At 39.0% G+C, this 21,973-nt stretch carries 18 protein-coding genes and 1 pseudogene (1 of these 19 cut by a window edge); 12 read left to right on the forward strand and 7 right to left on the reverse strand.

Annotated elements, in window-relative coordinates:
* A pseudogene (locus V7149_RS14985) lies at positions 1-558 on the forward strand (DMT family transporter) (it extends 271 nt beyond the left edge of the window).
* A gap of 22 nt (positions 559-580) precedes the next feature.
* Here the strand turns inward: V7149_RS14985 and V7149_RS14990 are convergent.
* The 5 genes from V7149_RS14990 to V7149_RS15010 all read right to left on the reverse strand — a co-directional run bounded on the left by V7149_RS14990 (position 581) and on the right by V7149_RS15010 (position 6,116).
* A complete protein-coding gene (locus V7149_RS14990) occupies positions 581-1,543 on the reverse strand; it encodes a D-2-hydroxyacid dehydrogenase (RefSeq protein WP_335346415.1) in 963 nt (320 codons plus the stop codon).
* A gap of 160 nt (positions 1,544-1,703) precedes the next feature.
* On the reverse strand, positions 1,704-3,188 hold the full coding sequence (locus tag V7149_RS14995) for a TerD family protein (protein WP_335346416.1): 1,485 nt from the start codon (positions 3,186-3,188) through the stop codon (positions 1,704-1,706).
* Between the two features lie 405 nt (positions 3,189-3,593).
* Positions 3,594-4,034: a hypothetical protein gene (locus V7149_RS15000; protein ID WP_335346417.1), complete on the reverse strand. Its 441-nt coding sequence runs from the start codon at positions 4,032-4,034 to the stop codon at positions 3,594-3,596.
* Positions 4,035-4,045: 11 nt separating this feature from the next.
* Positions 4,046-4,396, reverse strand: a complete 351-nt coding sequence (locus tag V7149_RS15005; RefSeq protein ID WP_335346418.1) for an ASCH domain-containing protein — start codon at positions 4,394-4,396, stop codon at positions 4,046-4,048.
* A gap of 49 nt (positions 4,397-4,445) precedes the next feature.
* Entirely contained in the window at positions 4,446-6,116 is a 1,671-nt protein-coding gene (locus tag V7149_RS15010; RefSeq protein WP_335346419.1) for a glutamine--tRNA ligase/YqeY domain fusion protein, read from the reverse strand.
* A gap of 409 nt (positions 6,117-6,525) precedes the next feature.
* Here V7149_RS15010 and V7149_RS15015 point away from each other — a divergent pair, with 409 nt between their 5' ends.
* The 3 genes from V7149_RS15015 (at position 6,526) to V7149_RS15025 (ending at position 13,042) form a co-directional block, all read left to right on the forward strand.
* Positions 6,526-9,246 (forward strand): dynamin family protein, encoded by a 2,721-nt coding sequence (locus V7149_RS15015; RefSeq protein ID WP_335346420.1) that lies wholly within the window; start codon positions 6,526-6,528, stop codon positions 9,244-9,246.
* Positions 9,247-9,374: 128 nt separating this feature from the next.
* Positions 9,375-12,137 (forward strand): response regulator, encoded by a 2,763-nt coding sequence (locus V7149_RS15020; RefSeq protein ID WP_335346421.1) that lies wholly within the window; start codon positions 9,375-9,377, stop codon positions 12,135-12,137.
* Between the two features lie 26 nt (positions 12,138-12,163).
* Entirely contained in the window at positions 12,164-13,042 is an 879-nt protein-coding gene (locus V7149_RS15025; protein ID WP_335346422.1) for a CheR family methyltransferase, read from the forward strand.
* 59 nt (positions 13,043-13,101) lie between these two features.
* Here V7149_RS15025 and V7149_RS15030 read toward each other — a convergent pair whose 3' ends face one another.
* The gene (locus V7149_RS15030) at positions 13,102-13,794 is read right to left on the reverse strand and encodes a universal stress protein (RefSeq protein ID WP_335346423.1); all 693 of its coding nucleotides are present in this window, start codon (positions 13,792-13,794) and stop codon (positions 13,102-13,104) included.
* Between the two features lie 336 nt (positions 13,795-14,130).
* Between V7149_RS15030 and V7149_RS15035 the strand changes: the two genes are divergently transcribed.
* From V7149_RS15035 to V7149_RS15070, 8 genes are all read left to right on the forward strand, one after another.
* Positions 14,131-16,536: a Na+/H+ antiporter subunit A gene (locus tag V7149_RS15035; protein WP_335346424.1), complete on the forward strand. Its 2,406-nt coding sequence runs from the start codon at positions 14,131-14,133 to the stop codon at positions 16,534-16,536.
* A complete protein-coding gene (locus tag V7149_RS15040) occupies positions 16,533-16,955 on the forward strand; it encodes a Na(+)/H(+) antiporter subunit B (RefSeq protein ID WP_335346425.1) in 423 nt (140 codons plus the stop codon). The genes V7149_RS15035 and V7149_RS15040 overlap by 4 nt, the downstream gene beginning before the upstream one ends.
* Positions 16,956-16,957: 2 nt before the next feature.
* On the forward strand, positions 16,958-17,296 hold the full coding sequence (locus V7149_RS15045; RefSeq protein WP_335346426.1) for a Na(+)/H(+) antiporter subunit C: 339 nt from the start codon (positions 16,958-16,960) through the stop codon (positions 17,294-17,296).
* Positions 17,289-18,773 (forward strand): Na+/H+ antiporter subunit D, encoded by a 1,485-nt coding sequence (locus V7149_RS15050; RefSeq protein ID WP_335346427.1) that lies wholly within the window; start codon positions 17,289-17,291, stop codon positions 18,771-18,773. The genes V7149_RS15045 and V7149_RS15050 overlap by 8 nt, the downstream gene beginning before the upstream one ends.
* A gap of 144 nt (positions 18,774-18,917) precedes the next feature.
* Positions 18,918-19,394, forward strand: a complete 477-nt coding sequence (locus V7149_RS15055) for a Na+/H+ antiporter subunit E (protein ID WP_335346428.1) — start codon at positions 18,918-18,920, stop codon at positions 19,392-19,394.
* Positions 19,394-19,678, forward strand: a complete 285-nt coding sequence (locus V7149_RS15060; protein ID WP_335346429.1) for a Na(+)/H(+) antiporter subunit F1 — start codon at positions 19,394-19,396, stop codon at positions 19,676-19,678. The genes V7149_RS15055 and V7149_RS15060 overlap by 1 nt, the downstream gene beginning before the upstream one ends.
* Positions 19,656-20,009 carry a monovalent cation/H(+) antiporter subunit G gene (gene mnhG / locus V7149_RS15065; RefSeq protein WP_335346430.1) on the forward strand — a complete coding sequence of 118 codons (354 nt, stop codon included), beginning with the start codon at positions 19,656-19,658 and terminating at the stop codon, positions 20,007-20,009. The genes V7149_RS15060 and mnhG overlap by 23 nt, the downstream gene beginning before the upstream one ends.
* A 154-nt stretch (positions 20,010-20,163) precedes the next feature.
* Positions 20,164-20,727, forward strand: coding sequence for a tyrosine-type recombinase/integrase (locus V7149_RS15070; RefSeq protein ID WP_335346431.1), 564 nt, complete (start codon positions 20,164-20,166; stop codon positions 20,725-20,727).
* A gap of 49 nt (positions 20,728-20,776) precedes the next feature.
* On the opposite strand, the gene V7149_RS15075 is transcribed toward V7149_RS15070, so the two are convergent.
* Complete coding sequence (locus V7149_RS15075) at positions 20,777-21,919, reverse strand: PP2C family protein-serine/threonine phosphatase (protein WP_335346432.1); 1,143 nt, start codon at positions 21,917-21,919, stop codon at positions 20,777-20,779.
* Positions 21,920-21,973 lie beyond the last annotated feature (54 nt).

Genomic DNA, 21,973 nt, shown 5'->3' on the forward strand with positions numbered 1-21,973 from the left:
GGAAGTGCAGGGGTTTCCTTTATCGTTTTATCCGGTGAAGGAGGGTTATCAGGTCTTTCGATAGGTGACTTACATATATTCTTTTCGATTCTTTCACAAGCCCTAAGCTTTATTCTTATTAGCAAGGCAGCGAAATCAATGGATCCACGGTTATTAACCGGATATATGCTGGTCTTGGGAAGTGTTCTTTTATTTTTTATTAGTTTGTGGCAGGAGCCAAAAGGGTTTGAAGGGTTATTCGGAGCCCCTATCCTTCTATGGGTTGCCTTCTTTTCATCGGCATTGCTTTCAACAGCCTTGGGGCATATGTTTTATAATGCAGCAATTAAAAAAATCGGACCCGCAGAAGCATCCATTTTCATTAATTTAAGTACGTTTTTCTCATTAGTTGGTTCGGCTGTTCTTCTGGGAGAAATCATCACCTCCATTCACTTATTAGGTTTGCTATTCATTGTTTCCGGTGTTGTTCTTGGATCAGGTGCATTGGAGGAATTGCTCCGGAAACGGAAGAAAAGGGGGATGGGGCAGACACAAAACGCCAAAAAGGGATTCCTCTAAGGAGGTAATCCCTTTTGCTGTTTCAATAACCTTTGTGAAAATCTACTAAATTTATTGGAAGCCTCTCGTCCTTTAGATAGCTCTTCAAATTCGGGATAAAAATATCCTTAATGACGCGGTTATCATAATGTTCAGTTGATCCGGCTGTATGTGGCGTGATGATTACATTTTCAAGCTCCCATAAAGGACTATCTTCACTAAGAGGCTCTTTCTCAAATACATCCAAGCCTGCGCCAGCGATTTTTCCTTCAGTTAGAGCCTTGATAAGCTCTGATTCTACAACAATATCGCCTCGGCCAATATTAATGAAGAAGGATGAAGGCTTCATGAGGTCAAATTGTTCTTTTCCAAATAATTGCTTTGTTTCCTCTGTTAGCGGAAGCGTTACAACTACATAGTCACATATGGGTAATACTTCATTTATCTGATCGAGCGAATACATCGTATCAACATGTTCTTCAGGTAAGCCAGAACGGCGGAATCCTAAAACATTCATGCCAAATGCCTTGGCAATTTTGGCTGTTTCCTTGCCAATGGCCCCTACCCCAAAGAGACCCATTGTTTTGCCATGCAGTTCAAGCTTTAACCCAGAATGATGCCATGTTTTTGTTTGCTGATTTTTCACATATGTATGTATTTTTCTAGTAAGCCCGAGCATCAGTGCAAAGATAGTCTCGGAAATTGGGAAGGAATGAACCCCATTGGCCGATGTTAACTGGATATAACGATTATTGAATTCTTTCAATGGCATGCTATTTATACCTGCAGACCAAGATTGAACCCAACGCAGCTTAGAATCATGGGATAGCACATGTTCAGTTAATTCTTTCTTCCAGCCTGCTATAATTTCCGCTTCTTGTAAATGATCTTGCCAAACTGTATTATCTTTTCCAACAATAAGCTCCCAGTCTGGAATAACTTCTTTTATAGCTTCAACTAAATCCTCACTTAAATTTTGGGTAACGATTAGCTTTCGTTTCTCCACAAAGACTCCCCCTAATTCATGATATGTATATCATAGCAAAAAAAGGAAGATCCAATAAGGATAAATAGTTCCGTGGAGAAAGGCTTAAAAAACAGAATTCCTGCCAAAAAAAGAGCCTTTTTTTGAAAGGCTCTTTGTAGATTCATAAAGATGGCGCAGATTATGATAAAAATTCTTGGGGATTTAACCCTAATTCCATACAGATTTCTGAAACGATCTGCTTTTCACTAGGATCGAAATGACCGTCTGCATAGCCAAGTGCGATACAATAACGAGCAACAAGGCGAGCAATTTCAGGCTTCGATCTGACACGTCCTAAAGCTCTAAATGCTTCGGCACGCCCGATAATAGAATCACGTTCGATTTTTTGGACGAAGTAATTAAATTGCTGCATCACTTTGTTTGTATCAAAAACGCGCAATTCTTCGCTTTGATTGACAAATTCCATCATTTTTTGTCGCTCGGATGGGTCCAGTCTTCCATCTGCTAATGATACGAGTGCACATGCGGCAACAACAGCATCCATAACATCCTGGCTTTTATAGCGGGCAAATAATTCTTGAGCTTTTCTTTTTTGCTGATTGGCCCATTGTGTATAATCAGTTTGATTAGGAGACCAGACGTTTCCACAGCTGTTGCATGTGAATTTAAGCTGATTTTTTCCAATAAAACCACCCAATAACCCGATAGGACCAAGGATTAACCCGCCAATTGCTGCCTTTCCCAGACCAAAGCCTTTCTCACCAGTTCTTACATTCGAAGATCCACATCGGGTACAATTAATATTGTCTCCGCCATAAGATTGCCCTGAGGAATATCCTTGACCATATGTAGGCTGATTATAGCTCGCCTGCTGTCCATAGGCTTGCTGATTGTAAGGCTGATTCTGATGCCCAGATTGATTATAGCTTGGTTGATTATAAGAAGGACTGTGTGTATTTGTTTGACCGAAAGTCGGCTGATTATAGGATGTATGTTGTTGGCCTGAAAATGATTGTGCTTGCTGAGAGCTTCCGTATGTTTGATTGATGGGCGGAGCTTGATAAGCAGGTTGTGCAGGAGCAGGCTCATCATCTACATGAACGCCAAAATTTCTGCAAAGTGCGGCTAACCCGCCTTGAAAGCCACTTGCAATGGCATTGAATTTCCACTCTCCGTTATGGCGATACAGTTCAGCTGCCACAATGGCCGTTTCTACTGTAAAATCACGTCCTAGGTCGAAACGAATTAATTCCTCATTTGTCATAGCGTTAAAAATTCTCACATAGGCGTTAGAAACTTGTCCGAAGTTTTGCTGTTTTACATGTGCATCATGGATTGTGATGGTGAATGCAATTCGGTGAATTGAAGGAGGAACTTTATTTAATTCGATTGTAATTTGTTCATCATCACTGGCACCAGCTCCCGTGCGATTATCGCCGCTGTAAATAACCGAACCATTTCCGCCTCTAGGATTATTATAGAATACAAAATCCATGTCGCTTTGGACCTTGCCAGAAGGGCCAACTAAAAATGCTGAGGCATCCAAATCATATTGTGAATGACTGTGGCTAACATCCCAGCCCAAACCAGCCACCACAACCTCAAGACCTGGATGAGCCTTTGTTAAATCAACTTTCTGTCCTTTTCGTAACGTAACACCCACTTTAAAAACCACTCCAATCCCTATAGATTCATATAATTAAGTAACTTTTCTCTGAATTTTAATTTCAATTATTATTATAATGCAGAATGGAATCAAAAGGAAAATGATAACATCCTGGCTTTTATTTTAAATGGTATACAGTGTGTTTTATGCAAAAAATGAACGCAGTCAACCATAAAGGAGATGCTTTCATTTTTTTAGATTCCTATAGAAAAAAGGGCACCAAAGAGCGCGATGTTTCCAAAATTTTTAGGCTTCCATGGAAAACTGGAAACAAAGAGCATAATGCCTCCAAATTTTTTAGACTCCTAAGAAAAATGGCCAGGCTCTAATCCGAGGCTGACCATTTTGAGATAATAATATGGAAAAGTGAGAGTTAGATAGTCTTGAAATGCAAACCGACCTTTACCAAAGTGAAGGCTTTACAACCATTAGCCAGAGCATGACCATTAATAGGATTAAATAAAGCCAGGTTGATTTTAAAAGCTTTTGGACAAGCTGCTGTGTATCTTGTTCAGGCTCATGAAATCTACGAAAAATAGGAGTAAAAGCCCTGGCTAGAAAAAATACGGAACCAAACATTACAGCTAACGTTGCAATAATCCATGATGTTTTCCACGTCCAATGCCCCATAGCTATGAGTAATGCACCACTCCCGACAAGGAGATGTCCGGCGTGCTTCACAAGCCGGACAGAATAGCGGAATATATCCAAGTAGGCTAGCTGGACTTCATGTTCGGCTGCCCGCAATTTTTTCGCAATCGGAATTAAAACGAAAAATGGACCAATGGATAGAACAGCACTGCCTACATGGATGTATAGGATGAAGCGGTATAGTGTATCCATGAAAAATGCGATTATTCCGAGACTGGACGGAACTCATGCACCCATACTCTCATTTGTGGCAGCCATGGCATGCCAGGGTGATAGGATAGAATGGATTGCTTATAATCTTCAACGGTTTCATATCCTTCTTGCTTGGCATGCTCATCCGTTAATTCACCTAAAGATTGTGAATATACTTTTTCAACGACAAATTTATGACCTTGAAGATCCATAATCTCACCAACGTCTGCATAGCGGCCATTGCGGCGCGTAGCCGTTTTCTTTCCTGCTAACACCAATTCAATGTCTGCTGGTAAAGTGATTAGTCGCTCAATTGTACAGGTTTTTGGCGGCAGTGTTTGATTTTCATTTTCGTTTGTCATTATGGGTTCCTCCCTTTGATGTGTTAAAAGTGCAAAAATGTGCTACTCATTATAGCTTAAATGAACTTTTTAGCGAAACGATACGGTTAAATACGTGTTTCTCAGCCGTTGAATTCTTTGGATCCACGTTAAAATAGCCATGACGGAAAAATTGGAATTTGTCCTGTGCTTTAACATCCTTCATATTAGGTTCAATAAAGCCTTGAACGATTTCAAGCGAATTTGGATTTACATAATCCAAAAACGTCTTTTCTTCTGCAGAATCGTCCATTGCTCCTGCTTCCAATTCTGAATCAAGAATTAATGGCTCATATAAACGAAATTCAGCTGGAATGGCATGTTTAGCATCAACCCAGTGAAGAGTTCCTTTCACTTTACGTCCTGTAAAGCCTGTCCCGCTTTTTGTTTCAGGATCATATGTGCAGTGAATTTCAACCACTTGGCCGTTTTCATCTTTAATCACATCATTACACTTAATGAAATAAGCATGCTTTAGACGGACCTCATTACCTGGGTAAAGTCGGAAATATTTGCTTGGCGGGTCTTCCATGAAGTCATCCTGCTCAATATAAATTTCTCGGGAGAATGGAATTTGTCGTATACCCATTTCCTCATTTTCTGGATTAATTTCCGCATCAAGCATTTCGACTTGATCTTCCGGATAATTGGTTATGACTACTTTAAGCGGGTTCAATACGCCCATTGTTCGCGGTGCAGTCAGCTTTAAATCTTCTCTGACAAAATGCTCAAGCATAGCCTCATCAACTGCGCCATAACCTTTGGAAATGCCTGTTGCCTTAACAAATTCGCGGATTGCTCCTGGTGTAAAGCCTTTTCTTCTTAATCCAGAAATCGTTGGCATCCGAGGGTCATCCCAGCCATCAACAAAGCCTTCGTCCACAAGCTGCTTAAGCTTTCTCTTACTCATAACTGTATTCGTAATGTTAAGACGCCCAAATTCAATCTGCTGCGGCTTGCTTTTCGTTTCACATTCTTCAATAACCCAATTATAAAGAGGACGTTGATCCTCAAATTCAGTCGTACAAATGGAATGAGTGACGTCTTCAATCGCATCCTCTAATGGATGGGCGAAGGAGTACATAGGGTAAATACACCATTTGTCCCCAGTATTATGGTGTGAAGCATGAGAAATTCGATAAATGACAGGATCACGCATATTCAAATTCGGCGAAGCCATATCAATTTTTGCACGCAGCACCTTGCTGCCATTTTCAAATTCGCCATTACGCATCTGTTCGAATAAATCTAGATTTTCTTCTACCGGACGATTGCGATAAGGACTTTCCTTTCCTGGCTCTGTCAGGGTGCCGCGGTATTCACGGATTTCTTCCTGAGATAAATCATCCACATAGGCCTTCCCTTTTTTGATAAGTAGAACTGCACGATCATACATTTCCTCAAAATAGTCGGAGGCAAAGCGGAGATCATCCCACTCATAGCCAAGCCATGCTACATCGTTCTTAATAGAATCAACATATTCCTGATCTTCTTTTAATGGGTTGGTATCATCAAATCGCAAGTGTGTCTTTCCGTTAAACTCATCGGCAAGACCAAAGTTAATGACAATGGACTTCGCATGACCGATATGAAGATACCCGTTCGGTTCGGGAGGAAAACGAGTAATGATTTCTTTATGTTTTCCTGATTCCAAATCCTCGATAATAATATTTTTAATAAAGTTTGACGAATTTTGTTCCAAACCGGTATCAGCCTTTCTATATGTAGGTAGTTAATTCTTATTTTACTGTTATTACCCAAGTAAATCAATCGAAGGGAATAACCTTAGCATCTATGATTAATTAGACCTGCTGAAATTGTAATCATAATGAATTTTGCTTAGAATGAAAAGAAAAGCGCAATGAAATGGTTTGTCAAATAAGCAATTGGGGTAAAGAACTAGGATAGACGCATTAGGACTTTTGCCCATTATTTAATTTGTTACATAAGAATACAATATTGTAATCAAAATTGAAAATTTGCCATAAAAATATTTTGTTAGAATAAAAGATAGGAAAAAAGTAGATGAAGCTTCTTGGGCTTTAGCCGTTTCGGCTTGTTTTGATATTAGTGAAAATATCAAGTGTGTGAAAATATTCTGCGGGGGTAGCATGATGATCATAGATGAACAATTAATAGGAAAAAGTTATTACAAGTCATTAGTGGAAGGGAAAGAGAATGTCCATCCCATCAAGGCATTAGGTGAGCTGTATATGGAGGAGCAAAGGAAAGCAATATCGGAACTTTCCTTTATTCGCTTTGCTCAAGGGGAGATTTACTTCCAAAATTGTGATTATGAAGCAGCCATTTTTAAATGGGAGAATATTAATAATGAACTTGAGCCATGGGCAAAGAAGAATATGGCAGATGCTTATTTTAAACTAGAGATTCTTGCTACAGCTGAGGATTTGTACCGGTCCATTCAAACAGACTCAGAATATCTGAAAATGGAAGTGCTATTACAGTTGTTTTCCACTTATGTAGCACGCGGAAAGCTTGATTTTGCAGTTGAGGTGATCAAGGAGGCTGTTTCCTTTAACCCAGACTATCGGGATGTAACGAGCATTGCTAAAGCGTTTTTTGAAAAGCATCAGGATTGGAAAAATGCCATTGAACTTGCTGTGAATGAATCCATCCGGACAGGAGATCTTTCTTGGTTCGACATTCTGCAATCTTATGTCGAGGATGGAAAGATAAAGAAGACAGAACCAAATTATTTCAATGAAGCATTGGTCACTTTATTTAAGGCGGATTTGGCAAAGTTTGAAAGACTGGCTGTTTCCTTATGGAATCAATATCGAAATGGAGACTTATATTTTACTTGGGTTAAAGAATTAAATCACATCCTTCTCCATATGGAAGGCGGAAGCTCCCATTCATGGAAAGAGCTTTCGGCCGTTTATCATGATACATATTTCGAATTAATTAATGGGAAGTATTTAATAAGAGAAATTTCACATTTAATTCCGAATCATTTAAGCAACTGGGTGAAAATGGCTGATTCTGCTTATTCATCCATTGCAGCTGCTTCTGCCCTAGCATGGAGTGAAATCTTCCCTTCGAGTATCGAGCATTCAGCGATTAATTTAGCCGAGAAAAAGGTTAGCCAAGAAATGCGCGACCGAAATGGCTTAACGGATGGATTCGAGTTATTCAAGTCCGTTGTCTCTTGGGCAAGGAAGAATGGTATCGAGATTGGACACCGATTTGAATGGATGGTGAAGGAGCTTCTTGATCTTCAGGCTCCTAATCTATTAATTGCCGGAGCCGCTGGCAATGAGAAATCGGGATTTATCAATCATTTACTTGGTGAAACAATAATCGATGACTCTATTTCAACAACTGTGATGTTCAAGGATGATGAGACGGTTGGCATACAGGAGATTGGCGATGAAGGAGAAAGAGAAATTTCTCATTTATCCGATGTTAGCGACAACGCACAGACTGTGATCCTGTATAAAAAGCCTACACCTTTTCTTCGCGAAAAGCAGCTTGCCTTTATTGATACACCTGGCATAACGGGTCTGAACCGATTCAGAAATGAAGTATTCCAATATTTGCAGCTCGCGGATAGTCTGCTATTCGTACTTAATGCCAATCATGCTTTCACAGAGGAAGAGCTTGATATGGTTGTGAAAATTCGTGAGCAGGCACCTGACCTTCCTATTCATTTCTTGTTAAATGGGGTAGATTCTAATGAGATGGAGCAGGAAGTGATAGACAGTGCCACTTCGAAAGTGAATACTTATTTTTCAAAAGCAAGAGTATTTGCCTATTCTGGCCGTGATGAACAGCTTGAGCCTTTAACTCAATTCTTGAAATCTATCACGAATAACGACAATCTTGAAGAAAAAAGAACGTCTAAGGTTCAGCATTATATTCGCAAAACGATTAAGTTCCTACTGGAAAGACGCGTGGAAATGGAGAATGGTTTCATTGAATCCATTAAATGGAATGATGAGATGGTAACCAAATTAACAGGAGCGACCAATCAATTACGTGATTTGGAGGAAGAAAAAGCCCGAGTCATGAAAAGGTCCTTTACAAAGATAAAAGACGATCTAAAGCTTCAGCTAATGGAGGATATTCCTGAACTGCTTAAAGGGAGTTCAGAATTAATACATGAGGACAGCGATTTTGGGAAGGTCCATGTTCAGCTGAATGCTGAAATGAATAATCGTATTCGTCATCATTTAGATGAAATGATTATGCCAAGCTTCCATAAGGGGATTCATCAGTGGATTAACGAGGCAAGTGATGAATTCACCGAGGCTCAAGAATTCCTGAATGAAATGGGTGCGGGCTTTAATGATCTGTATGAGGAAGAAAAACTAAGTCTCGCATGTGATTTTAAAGTGTTAGATGATTGGCGCAGAGATGCAGATCGGATGACGAGAGGTAAAGTGCATCTAGAAAATATAAATATATTAAACCGCTTTACACCATCACAGTTTATTTTAAAGAGCGCGGGCAGATTGCTCGGAGCTATTCAGCAAAATAAATCAATGCTCCATAATAAATATAAACAATTTATTGAAAATGAGGATTACAGCGAAGTGGCTGCATCGGTTGCAGAACAATTCTTCCAGCCATTTGAACTTTTTGAAAAATCGATAGATAGAGATGTCAGCATGTTTTTTAGTCCGCCGTTAACTGAACTGCAGGAAGCAGTGAAGGAATCAGGAAGTCAGATTGAATTCAATAAAGAGTCTTTGAAGGAAATTAGGGAAAATCCTGAACTATACCGTGATCCGATCACCTTATTCCACCTTAAGCTCATTCAGCTTGAATGGATGACGGATGTCCGAGGAGCGACTTATCAAAACCAGTAAAAGCCCATAATAGGCCGCTCGGCTAGCATTTTAGCCGAACGGCCATACATAACGTTTTAGCAGTCATTCTGCCACTCATAAATAATTAAACCTCTTAAACTTATTTCATCTTGAAGGAGGCGTATTTAGTGAGTTTTAAAAGGAAGCAATATCTTAGCTTAGGCTTGACTATATTTTTTATGCTTCTATTGATGTTTGTCATCCTTTTTATGGCAAATTTAATAAAAGCTAATATGCTAGAGATTGTGAAGGATCGTTACTATAAAGTAAACCAAACTACTGAAATCAGAAGGCTATTCGATCAAACTGATCGCCAGCTTTTGCGGATATTAATTGTTAAAGAAGAACTAAACCCTGAACTGATTGAAAAATCTCTAAAAGATAATGAAGATGGCATTAGATCAGAAATCATTAACTTAGAATCCTCCATTAATACAACTAGAGGCAGAGAGGTTCTAAACGAAATTGAACAATCTTACAATGCCTACAATCAGATGGAGAAGGAATTTATTGAAAAATTCAAAAGCGGTAAATTTGATGAAATGCAAACCATTTATGATAGTGAACGAATCAATCGCGATCGGCTTTTACTCGATTTAGGTGAATTTATTGAATACCAGGAAACATTAATGGATGAATCACTCCAAAGTGCTACAAAAACACATTCCCAGCTCGTCATTGTATTAATATCAGCTGTTACTCTAGCCCTACTGATGATTGTCCTTGTTACACTTTCACTCATTCGAAGCACAAGTAAAACGATGGCAATCATATTAAAGGGGCTCAATCTTATTGATTATAAAAACCTGTCCAAGCTCCCAAGGGTAGAAATTCATACAAATGATGAATTCGGAGATATAGCAAAGTCCTTTAATTCAATGGCAGCGTCTTTAGAAACCTATAATGAAAAAGAAAGAAAATATATTTCAGAAATAACGGAGCAAAATTGGATACAAAGCCATTCTGCCGACATCATTCATCTGTATAGCCACCATGTCAATATTCATTCCCTTGGTGAAGAGCTCATTCGCCAATTGTCCCATGCAATCAATGCCAATCTTGGTGTTTTCTATGTGAAGGAAACGAATAATGGAAGGCCGGTTTATCGAAAAAAATCCTCCTATGCAGAAGACGGTCAACATGTCGGTAGAGAGTTTTTTTATCCAGGCGAGGGGCTAGTAGGGCAATGTGCCGTTGAAAAGAAGCACTATATTCTAAAAGATGTTCCAAGTACGTATCATCTAATTCATACTGGACTTGGAAGTGTGGCACCAAGAAGCATTATGATGGCGCCAGTTTTGGTGAAGGATGAAGTCGTCGCGGTTGTGGAACTGGCAAGTCTAAACGAGTTTACATCTACTCATTTAAAACTATTGGAGGAAGTGCTGGACACGCTAGGCATCGCCATTACAAATATATTAGGCAGAATGGAAATTGCCCGTTTACTGGAGGACTCGCAGACAAAGACAGAGGAACTGCAAATGCAATCTGAGGAATTGCAGTCACAATCAGAGGAGCTGCAAACTCAAGCGGAAGAGCTCCGAATGATTAATGAGCAATTAGAAGAACGCACAAATGATGCAGAGCTGAAGTCGGAGGAACTGAGGTCTGCAAAGGAAGCACTTGAAGAAAAGGCTAGAGAGCTAATGCTGAGTTCGAAATACAAGACTGAATTTCTTGCCAACATGTCTCATGAGCTTCGTACACCATTGAATAGTATTCTGCTGCTCTCAGAAATGCTGATTGATGATCCGAATCATGGCCTTAATGAAGAACAAGTCGAATTTACTAAGGTTATTCATTCAGCCGGTCAGGATTTGCTAGACTTAATAAATGATATTCTTGACCTTTCTAAAGTGGAGGTTGGGAAGCTTGAGATACACTTTGAAGAAGTGAATATGAGTGTTTTTACTGATCATTTGGAACGGAACTTTGTTCAATTCGCTAAGAAGAAGAATCTTGAATTCACTGTTACTGAGATTGAAGGTGTACCAGAAGTAATATTTACAGACGAACAGCGCCTTCAGCAAATGATTAAAAACTTACTTTCAAATGCCTTTAAATTTACTGATTCCGGTTCTGTTTCTGTTACTTTTGAAAAAGCGCACAGCCATGAGATCAGCAGCTTCCCTCAAGCGAATTCCTCAGATACATGGTTAAAGGTGATTGTTTCAGATACAGGAATTGGAATTCCTATAGAGAAGCAGGAGGAGATATTCGAAGCCTTCCAGCAGGTGGATGGAGCAACAATGAGAAGGTATGGTGGAACAGGGCTCGGATTATCTATAACAAAAGAGTTTGCTCAGCTTCTTGGCGGGGTATGTAAAGTAAAGAGTGAAGAAGGGAAGGGCAGCAGTTTCACTTTATTTATTCCAAGCCTACCTGATGGTTTACCGAAAAAAGCAGAGGAAACAGTGATTACTGAAGCTGCTTCTGCCAAAGATTTTGAATCTATTATTGAAGCATCCATTAAAAATCTGCCTAATGATGAACAGGAAGTTAGCCCATCTTCTACGGTTTTACAAGGAAAATCGGTTCTCGTTGTTGACGATGATCATCGGAATATTTATGTGATAAAAAATGCACTTGAAAAAGAAGGCATGCATGTTCTAACAGCCGAAAATGGCATGGAGTGTTTAGACACGATGGTAAAAGAAGAAAAAGTGGATATTTTGTTAATGGATATTATGATGCCTGTTATGGACGGCTATGAAACGATGAGGAGAATCCGTGAGCTTGAAGAATATCAGGATTTGCCCATTATTGCTCTAACAGCAAAAGCCATGAATTATGACCGCAGAAAATGCATAGAATCTGGCGCATCAGATTATATCAGCAAGCCGCTAAAACTAGATCAGCTATTGTCAGTTATGCGAGTGTGGTTATCTTAGAAAGAAAATTATTGGGATGATGAAGAATGTTTAAAGTTAGTATAGAGGATGTAGAGCTTGAACTATTGTTATTAGCTATTTTTCGTCTATCAGGCTATGATTTTCGCCAATATATGAGATCTTCAATCATGAGACGGGTGCAATACCGATTAACCCAGGAACGTTTACCGAGTATTACCAGTCTGACGGAGAAAATTATTCATGATGAAGTATATTTAGAAAAAATATTAAGCGATTTTTCGATTAATGTGACGGAGATGTTTCGGGACCCTACCTTTTTCAAAACATTTAGGAATGAGGTTACTCCATTTCTAAAAGATCTTCCTGAAATTAGAATTTGGCATGCTGGCTGTTCTACTGGGAAAGAGGTATATTCCATGGCCATTTTGATGGAGGAGGAAGGGCTTGGGCACAAAACAAAAATCTATGCAACCGATATGAATGAAAAAGTCTTAGCCAAAGCAGAGCGAGGAATAATTCCTCTGCAGAAAATGCAGTTATATACAAGGAATTACTTGCTTTCAGGAGGCAAAAAGTCGTTTTCCGAATATTATACAGCTGATTGGGAGGCTGCTTATTTAAATCCTGCATTACTAAAACATGTCGTCTTTGCTCAGCATAATTTAGTAACGGACCGATCATTTAATGAGTTTCATGTCATCATTTGCCGGAACGTCCTTATCTATTTCAATACTGACCTTCAGGGACATGTGCTTCAATTATTTAATGAAAGCCTAAGTCAGGGAGGATTCCTTGGGCTCGGCAGCAAGGAATCTATTCGTAAAGACAATTACAGCTTCGAAGACTTCAACCCAATAGAAAAGTTATTCCGAAAGAAATCATCACTTTCCAAATATTNNTGTTACTTATTTTTTGGTAAGTTATTTTTATGTAACATTAGATGATCGGCAGAACAAAAAAACTTCCAGTTTCATGAAAGCAACTGGAAGTGTTCTAAATCTTATTATTGTAAATCGCTATCTGCATCAATTGGGTCAGTCATTCTAACATTTTTAAGGTCCTTGACAATGTCTTCTGTTACAACGACTTGCAGTGTTTCTTTGCCCTTCATGAATTTGAAAACACCATTATTGAAGTCTGTACCTTGTTCCTTAAAGAATATCCCTTCAAATTCGGCTTCTTTTGTATGAATAAAGCTTAGGCGATAAAAATTCTCTTCTTTAACTAGGTATGCACGGACCCCTTTTTCGAAAAGTCCTTCTTGATCTCTAAGAGCACGGGAAACAGAAATGATGTGCAGGTCAACAAATGGAATTTCCTTCAGCAAGGAGTTAATAATGGAGCCCTTAGCTATTTGTTCCCAGCGACTCTGGGCAGTCTGGCCTAGGATAATTTGAGTAATATGCTTTTCACGGGCAACCTCTGCAATTACTTTAGAGACAGGCCGCTTTTCATTATCTTTTAAAATAAATTCCTCAATGCGATGATGTTCAGCTATTTGCTGCCATCTAGTAATATAATCTGATTTTTCTGCATCCAGGTCATCAAAGGGCAAAGGATCAATGGTTAAAATATACAGAGGGCAATTAAGCATGCTCGCAATTTTACAGCCGCGTTGAATAAGGCGTTCACCATTTGGTCCATAGTATACACAGACGAGGATGCTTTCGTCCATACGTCCCTTTACTTTTTTCATTTTCATTTCACCTCGAGTTAGATGCGTTTAATAGAAATTAGATTCGATTAAACTATGTTTGAATATATCTCATGCAGCTGTGTCAAGTCAATCTATTTCCATTATTATATAAGCTTTGTTCATGAATAATGTCGGTGATCAATCCGCTTTATATATTCTTGCTCTTTCTTGTTTTCGTCCCGAATAAAACCCGTTCACATGCACAAGGCTAATAACCATAATCACTAATGTAGCCATTATATAAGAAGTAGCTGTCAAAGACTAATAATGAATGATGAAACAAACATTAATAGAACATTAATAGAAATAAAATCTTTGTTAGGAGGGGATTTGATTGTGTCTTTGCTACCTTTCATGATCTTTCTGCCGTTTATTTTTGCTATAATAACACCTTTTATTTATAAAATGGTTACACCACGAATTCATACGGGCTGGTTTGTCGTTTTTGTCCCGCTAACAGTATTTCTGTATTTGCTACAGTATATTCCTGTCATTTCCAATGGACATACAATTTCCCAATCGCTTCCATGGATTCCTTCATTAAATATTAATATAACAACGTATTTGGATGGCTTGTCGCTTATTTTCGGACTGTTAATTTCTGGAGTTGGGACGCTTGTTGTGCTCTATTCGATTTATTACATGTCAAAAGAGCGTGAAGCACTCCATAATTTTTATGTTTATATGCTTTTATTCATGGGTGCAATGCTAGGCCTCGTTTTTTCAGATAATATTTTAGTTTTATATGTATTTTGGGAATTAACGAGTATTTCTTCGTTTTTACTGATTGCCTATTGGTATCAACGGAAAAACTCTAGATATGGTGCCCTCAAATCAATGCTGATTACGATATTTGGCGGACTTGCGATGTTATCGGGTCTCATTATGCTATCCATAATGACAGATACATATAGCATACGTGAAATATTGAACATGGTTCATGTTGTTACAGACCATTCATTATTTCTTCCTGCTATGATTTTGCTGCTTTTAGGAGCTTTTACAAAATCAGCCCAATTTCCATTTAGTATTTGGCTCCCAGATGCAATGGAGGCACCTACTCCAATAAGTGCCTATTTACATTCAGCAACCATGGTGAAGGCCGGCATTTATTTAGTAGCTAGATTTACACCTGTTTTCGGCGGAAGCAGTGAATGGTTTTGGATCGTCTCAGGGGTTGGGATCATCACGTTAATTTATGGCTCCATTAACGCTGTCAATCAGAAGGATTTAAAGGCATTACTAGCTTATTCGACCATCAGCCAATTAGGTTTGATTATGTCTCTTCTTGGATTAGGTTCTGCTTCTTTGTATTTTGGTCTTGGGGATGAGTCAACGGTCTATGCTTTTGCGGTATTAGCGGCTATGTTTCATTTAATTAATCATTCCACCTTTAAGGGTAGTCTATTTATGGTAATTGGGATTATTGACCATGAAACAGGAACGCGTGATATACGCAAATTAGGCGGATTAATGAGCCTGATGCCTATCTCATTTACTCTAACAATTATCGGAAGCTTCTCGATGGCTGGGCTTCCTCCATTTAATGGATATTTGAGTAAAGAGATGTTTTTTACAAGTGTATTAACGGCAGCAGAGCATCCGGTTTTTGGGATGAAGTCATTTGGTCTGATCATTCCATGGGTTGCATGGATTGCAAGTGTGTTTACGTTTATTTATTGTATGATTCTTGTTTTTAAAACCTTTACTGGCAAACATCGGCCAGAGAAATTAGATAAAGTTGCCCATGAAGCACCGATTGGCATGTTGATTCCGCCGATCATTTTAGCCTTGTTTGTCATTATTATTTTCTTTTTCCCAAATGTCGTTTCGAAAAACTTTCTTCAGCCTGCATTAATGGCGGTTTTGCCTGGACTTTCATTAAGTGAGATGGATGTAACGATCAAGCCGTGGCATGGATGGAATACAGAATTATATATGACACTCGGTGTGATTATCTTTGGTTCCATTATGTATAAATTTAGTAAGCGCTGGACGTTTCTTTATGATTTCTTTCCTAAATCCTTATCGCTGAATCACTTGTATAACCTGTCGTTAGAAGGAACGGAAAGATCTTCATTAAAGGTAACCAATCGATATATGACAGGGTCTATCAGGGATTATTTAGTCTATATTTTTGGCTTCTTCATACTAGTTCTTGGCAGTTCCTTATGGCTTTCAAAAGGGTTTACCATGCAATATTCAAATAATGCAGAGGTTAGCATCTATGAAGGCGGATTAATAATCGCAATGGTCTTTTCAGCCTTTGCTGTCCTTCTTTCAAAATCAAGATTAACGGCCATTATTGCCCTTGGCGGACTAGGCTATCTCGTTTCCTTGTTCTTTGTTATTTTCCGGGCACCTGATCTGGCGCTTACACAGCTCGTTGTGGAGACCGTGACGGCTGCTTTATTCCTGCTATGCTTCTATCATTTGCCGGAATTGCGAAAGGAAGTAAGCAGAATATCATTTAAGATGACGAATTTCATTATTTCTCTTGGGGTTGGCGTCATCGTCACTTTACTTGCTTTGGCCGCAAATAATCATCGGCTTTTCGCATCTATTTCGAATTTCTTTGAGGATTCTTACACGCTTGCAGGGGCAAAGAATATCGTGAATGCTATTCTTGTTGATTTCCGTGGATTAGACACAATGCTGGAAATTCTCGTCCTATGTATTGCAGGTCTAGGAGTCTATACGTTAATAAAGCTTCAATTAGCAGGGAGGGGTCCTAAGGAATGAACCCGAATGATGTAATTTTGCGTTCAGTGACTAAAATGGCCATCGTTATTATTCTAACCTTTTCTATATATCTATTCTTCGGAGGCCATCATAATCCAGGAGGGGGATTTATCGGCGGCTTGAGTGTAGCTGCAGGGCTCGTCCTTCTCTACCTCGCATTCGATATTGAAACCGTTCGAAAAAACATTCCAGTCGATTTCAAGAAAGTAGCTGGTTTCGGCGTTCTGCTTGCTGTTCTTACTGGGATGATCTCGATTTTTTTCGGGAAACCGTTTTTAAACCAAACCTTTGGTTATTTTAACCTTCCTGTTTTCGGAAAAACAGAGCTTGCTACGGCTGTGCTTTTTGATGTGGGTGTTGCCTTAGCTGTTATTGGCACAGCTGTCACGATCATTCTGAGTATAAGTGAGGATGGGTAGAGATGGAAACACTTATATCGATTCTAGTAGGCCTGTTTTTTTCGATTGGCACTTATTTAGTTTTAAGTAAAAGCTTAATTAGGATCATTTTAGGAACTTCGATTATCAGCCATGGGGTCAATCTGTTAATTCTAACCATGGGTGGATTAAAGAAGGGCGGTCCGCCTTTATTAGGCGGGATCAACACAACATTTACGGATTCATTGCCACAGGCACTTATTTTAACAGCCATTGTCATTAACTTTGCCGTGACTGCTTTATTTTTAGTGCTTAGTTACCGAACGTATAAAACAGTAGGGACTGATGATATGGATCAATTAAGGGGAAATATGGATGAATAATCTTGTTATACTGCCGATCATCATTCCGCTAATTGCCGGGCTGGTCTTAATCCTATTCCGGAGAAACATTTTTTTTCAGCGCTTGCTTAGCATACTGGCCATCATGGCTATAGGTGTTGTCTCTGTCTCATTAATGAGTCAGATAAAAGTGAATGGAATTCAGACACTTCAGGCAGGAGGATGGTCCCCTCCTTATGGCATTAGTATTGTAGCGGATATGTTTTCAGCCATTTTGCTTATGAGTGCGAGCATCGTTGCGCTCTTTTGCTTGATCTTCTCCTTTCATTCAATTGGAGCGGAGAGGGAGAAGCATTATTTTTACCCATTTTATTTATTTCTAATTACCGGTGTGAACGGGTCGTTTTTGACAGGTGATATATTTAATTTGTTTGTCTGTTTTGAGGTTATGTTAATTTCATCTTATGTACTGATTTCTTTAGGAGGAACAAAGTTACAGCTTCGGGAGTCCATCAAGTATATCCTGATCAATGTTTTATCGTCTTCTTTATTTCTTGTGGCTATCGCCTATCTATATGCTATGCTCGGGACATTAAATTTTGCTCATTTATCTTTGAGAGTGGCTGAGGCCGGGCAGGATGGATTGCTGACAACGGTTTCCCTATTATTTTTAATTGTTTTTGGCATGAAGGCAGCACTTTTTCTTTTCTTCTGGCTGCCAGGTGCATATAGTGCACCGCCAACAGCCATCGCTGCCATTTTTGCGGCGCTCTTAACAAAAGTGGGGATCTACGCCTTATTTCGTACGTTTACACTTGTTTTCTATCATAAGCCAGAGGTTACCCATTTCATCATTGGGATTCTTGGCGCATTAACGATGCTACTCGGAGCCATTGGAGCAATCGCCTATTGGGATATCAAGAGAATCTTAACGTATAACGTGATTGTAGGGGTAGGTTTTATTATCGCTGGACTTGCTTCCCTAACCCCGAACGGCATAATGGGTTCATTGTACTATCTCATTCATGACATCCTAATTAAGGCGCTTATTTTCCTTTTAGGCGGTGCGATTATCGTCATTACGGGTACAAGTAAGCTAAAGGAAATAAGCGGACTCATTCGCAATCATCCTTATTTAGGCTGGATGTTCTTTATCGCCGCCTTATCGTTAGCAGGTATTCCACCATTAAGCGGGTTCTTGGGAAAAGTCTTCATTACACGAGGAACATTTGAATCTGGGTATTACTGGTTAGGTGGAATTGGATTATTAACGAGTCTAATGGTCTTGTATTCGATTATGAAAATCTTTATGAATGTTTTTTGGGGCGAAACGGCTTTAAGCAAGGAAATGGAAAAGGGAACAACGAAAGGTTTAATGTTTCCATTAGGATGCCTGACTGCTCTGACGATTGCACTCGGATTAGGGGCAGAGGGAATTCATGAATATGTTCAAATAGCCGCAGATGGGTTAATGAATCCAAGACTTTATATTGAAGCAGTAATGGCGGGAGCCAAATAGTATTATGTCCAGCTCCAGCGCCTACCCCCTCGAGGTCATAAGCCGATCCTCCCAGAAAGGAAAGAACACCTTTCCGTGAGGCTCGTCTTATGCTTGTCGGGGGTGACCAAGGCGCTTGCGCATTTCCGGAAGGGAGGAGAAACCTTGCCAGTTCAGGTGTTAATAAATCTTTTTATCGCCTTTTTATGGATGTTTTTTCAGGATGAATGGAGTATATTGTCCTTTTTTGGCGGATATCTAGTGGGAATTATCGTGATATTTTCTTTAAGGCGCTTTTTCCCAACATCCTTTTATTTGAAACGGTTTATCGCCATTATGAAGCTGTTTATCCTATTTTTGAGTGAATCGGTTACATCTAGTATCGCGATTATTAAAGAAGTCATCAGGCCTAAGATCGATGTCACCCCTGGGATATTTAAAATGGAGACGGATCTAGAAGGGGATTTGGAAATTACGTTACTTGCTTTACTATTAACCTTAACCCCAGGCTCTGTTGTTATGGAGGTTTCTCCAAGCAATAAGGTTTTTTATCTCCATGCCTTAAATTTGCCAGACTCCAAGCATGCTGTTTTTCAGTCGCAGATAAAATATGAGAAAGCGATTAAGGAGGTAACCCGATAATGTTTAATCAATTATTATTAGTCTGTTTATTCTTCTTGTCCCTTTCGATCCTTGCTGCTCTCTATCGTGTTATAAAAGGACCCTCTACACCAGATCGGGTAATGGCATTAGATAATATTGGGGTAAACCTGATTGCTAGTGTAGCATGCCTTTCGATCCTTTTGAGGACACATGCTTTTTTTGACATCATTTTATTAATTGGCATCCTCTCATTCGTTGGTACGATTGCCTTTGCGAGATTCATTGAAAGAGGTGTTGTGATTGAACGAAAACGTATACATTGACATCATTGTTGCTGTGTTTCTTTTAATCGGCACGGTTCTGAGCTTTCTAAGCGCCATCGGATTAATTCGGCTGCCTGATGTGTATTCCCGTTCACATGCGGTATCAAAAAGTGCAAGCTTAGGGGTGCTTTGTACATTATTCGGGACCTTTCTTTTCTTCTTGCTGGCTGACGGCTACTTCAGTATTAGACTCATACTAGGCATTTTCTTTGTATTTCTAACCTCTCCAGTGGTAGCGCATTTATTAAATCGGGCTGCCTATCGTTCAAAGGTTGAGCTTACAAAGGAAAGTGTACAGGATGATTTGAAGGAATTTCTAGAGGGGAAATAAGGTGAGAAAAACTGAATGGTGGATATATATGAGAGTCGCTGATAATCTCGAAAGTCGCTGATATATCTATGAAAGTTGCTGAAATATCTTATTGTATGTCTTTGCAATTTCTGATACCTTATTTTAGTAACATTAGATAGCAGGAGGAACCACAGTGGAATACGTCGATCCTATTAAGGATGTCGAAAAAATTAACGCGATGAAAGAAAACTTAAAGAAGCAATCATTAAGAGATTTTTTACTATTTGTATTTGGCATTAACACAGGCATTCGAGTGCATGATTTGCTATGTTTAAAGGTCGGAGATATTTGGGACGGTGAGGAAATAAAGGAATTTCTTTATCTTCATGACGATAAAAGGGATGAGCAAAAGATTCATTATATTAATAGTAAAGTGAAGGCGGCTTTGCAAAACTATTTAGCTACATTTGATTTTATGGAAGATGATTATCTTTTCAAATCCAAAAAGAATCATCTGCCTATTTCGCGTCAGCAGGCTTACCGAATCATTAATCAAGCTGCCAAGGAAGTTGGCATTTGCGGAAAGATTGGCATGCATACACTTAGAAAAACATTCGGCTATCATGCCTATCGAAAGGGTATTGCCATTTCCATCTTAATGTCCATATACAATCATCAAACCCATGCCGAAACATTAAGGTATATCGGCATTGATAAAGATGAGGAGAAATTGATTAAAGTGGATGTTAACTTGTAATATTTTAAAAAAAGGAAGCAACTATTCAAATTGAATAATTGCTTCCTTTTTATTTCGCTTGAATTAATACTACACAAATGTCATCATCTGCGTTGACTTGTTGTTTTTTCGTTAAAATAAAATCAATAGGTTCTTTGCTTTTGGAATCATGCCAATAGGATGAAGCGATGTTCTTAATAAATTCATAGCCGTCTGATTCATGATGATCAATGGTTTCTTCAACCCCGTCAGTACATAATAGCAATTGAATAGAATCTGTATATTTAATAATTGATTTTTTGATTTCGATTTCTTCGAAGAATCCAACAGCACAAGTATTGCTAGAAAGCTCTTTTAGTTCGGTATGATTGACAAGAGCAAATCCAGTTGGATGACCTGCATTTACGTATTCCAGCGTTTTCTCCTTCGTATCAAGAACAAGATAAATAGCCGTAAAATAATAAGGAATTTGCTGGTTTCGATGGTTTAAAGAATTCATCCAGCGGTTAAGCTCCTTCATAACATACTCAGGATCGGCGTATGTTGTGATTGAATCCCTTAATACTGAAGATATAAACATGCATACAAGTGATGCTGATATTCCGTGCCCCATCATGTCAAGCTGTATGGCAGCAAAACGATGATCATTTATTCTATGCCAATAGTACATATCACCTGCTAATTTATACGCGGGTAAGTAGGAAGCCTTTAATAAAAGGTTATCCTTATAAACCGGCTCGCTTAACAAGCCTGTCTGGACATGCATGGATAATTCTAACTCATTTCGGATCTTTTCTTCTTGCTCAATATGCCAGTCCTTCTCGTATTTCAGTCTCAATGCCACTCGAATTCTTGCCAGTAGCTCGGTCTTATTTATCGGTTTCGTCACATAGTCAATGCCTCCAGCATCAAGTGCCTCAACTACCTTATTAGAATCTTCAAGAGCGGTTACAAATATAACAGGAATATCCTTTAAATGAGGAATTTGCTGGAGTTGTTTACATGCTTCAATTCCGTCCATTTCAGGCATCATGATATCCATTAGGATAATGTCTATCTGTTTTCCTATATCTAGTGGCTGTTCCTTTAGCAAAAAAGTGAATAAATCCTGTGCTGAAGTAAATGATAAGTAATCATCATAGCCTGCACGCTTAAGAATGTTTTCGATAACAAACAAGTTCGCCTGGTTGTCGTCCACAATAAGAATCCCCATATAGTCTGCTCCCTTATTTCTTATTGATTTAATCCTATTATATTTTAAAAATGG

Origin of the sequence: Bacillus sp. JJ1503, assembly GCF_036965125.1 — a bacterium.
Classification (GTDB): domain Bacteria; phylum Bacillota; class Bacilli; order Bacillales; family Cytobacillaceae; genus Cytobacillus.

Coding starts and splice junctions, on each gene's coding strand:
- V7149_RS15040 (WP_335346425.1), top strand. CDS start 16,533: ATGAACCCGAATGATGTAATTTTGCGTTCAGTGACTAAAATGGCCATC.
- V7149_RS15060 (WP_335346429.1), top strand. CDS start 19,394: ATGTTTAATCAATTATTATTAGTCTGTTTATTCTTCTTGTCCCTTTCG.
- V7149_RS15000 (WP_335346417.1), bottom strand. CDS start 4,034: ATGGATACACTATACCGCTTCATCCTATACATCCATGTAGGCAGTGCT.
- V7149_RS15030 (WP_335346423.1), bottom strand. CDS start 13,794: ATGAAAAAAGTAAAGGGACGTATGGACGAAAGCATCCTCGTCTGTGTA.
- V7149_RS15005 (WP_335346418.1), bottom strand. CDS start 4,396: ATGACAAACGAAAATGAAAATCAAACACTGCCGCCAAAAACCTGTACA.
- V7149_RS15075 (WP_335346432.1), bottom strand. CDS start 21,919: ATGGGGATTCTTATTGTGGACGACAACCAGGCGAACTTGTTTGTTATC.
- V7149_RS15045 (WP_335346426.1), top strand. CDS start 16,958: ATGGAAACACTTATATCGATTCTAGTAGGCCTGTTTTTTTCGATTGGC.
- V7149_RS15050 (WP_335346427.1), top strand. CDS start 17,289: ATGAATAATCTTGTTATACTGCCGATCATCATTCCGCTAATTGCCGGG.
- V7149_RS15015 (WP_335346420.1), top strand. CDS start 6,526: ATGATGATCATAGATGAACAATTAATAGGAAAAAGTTATTACAAGTCA.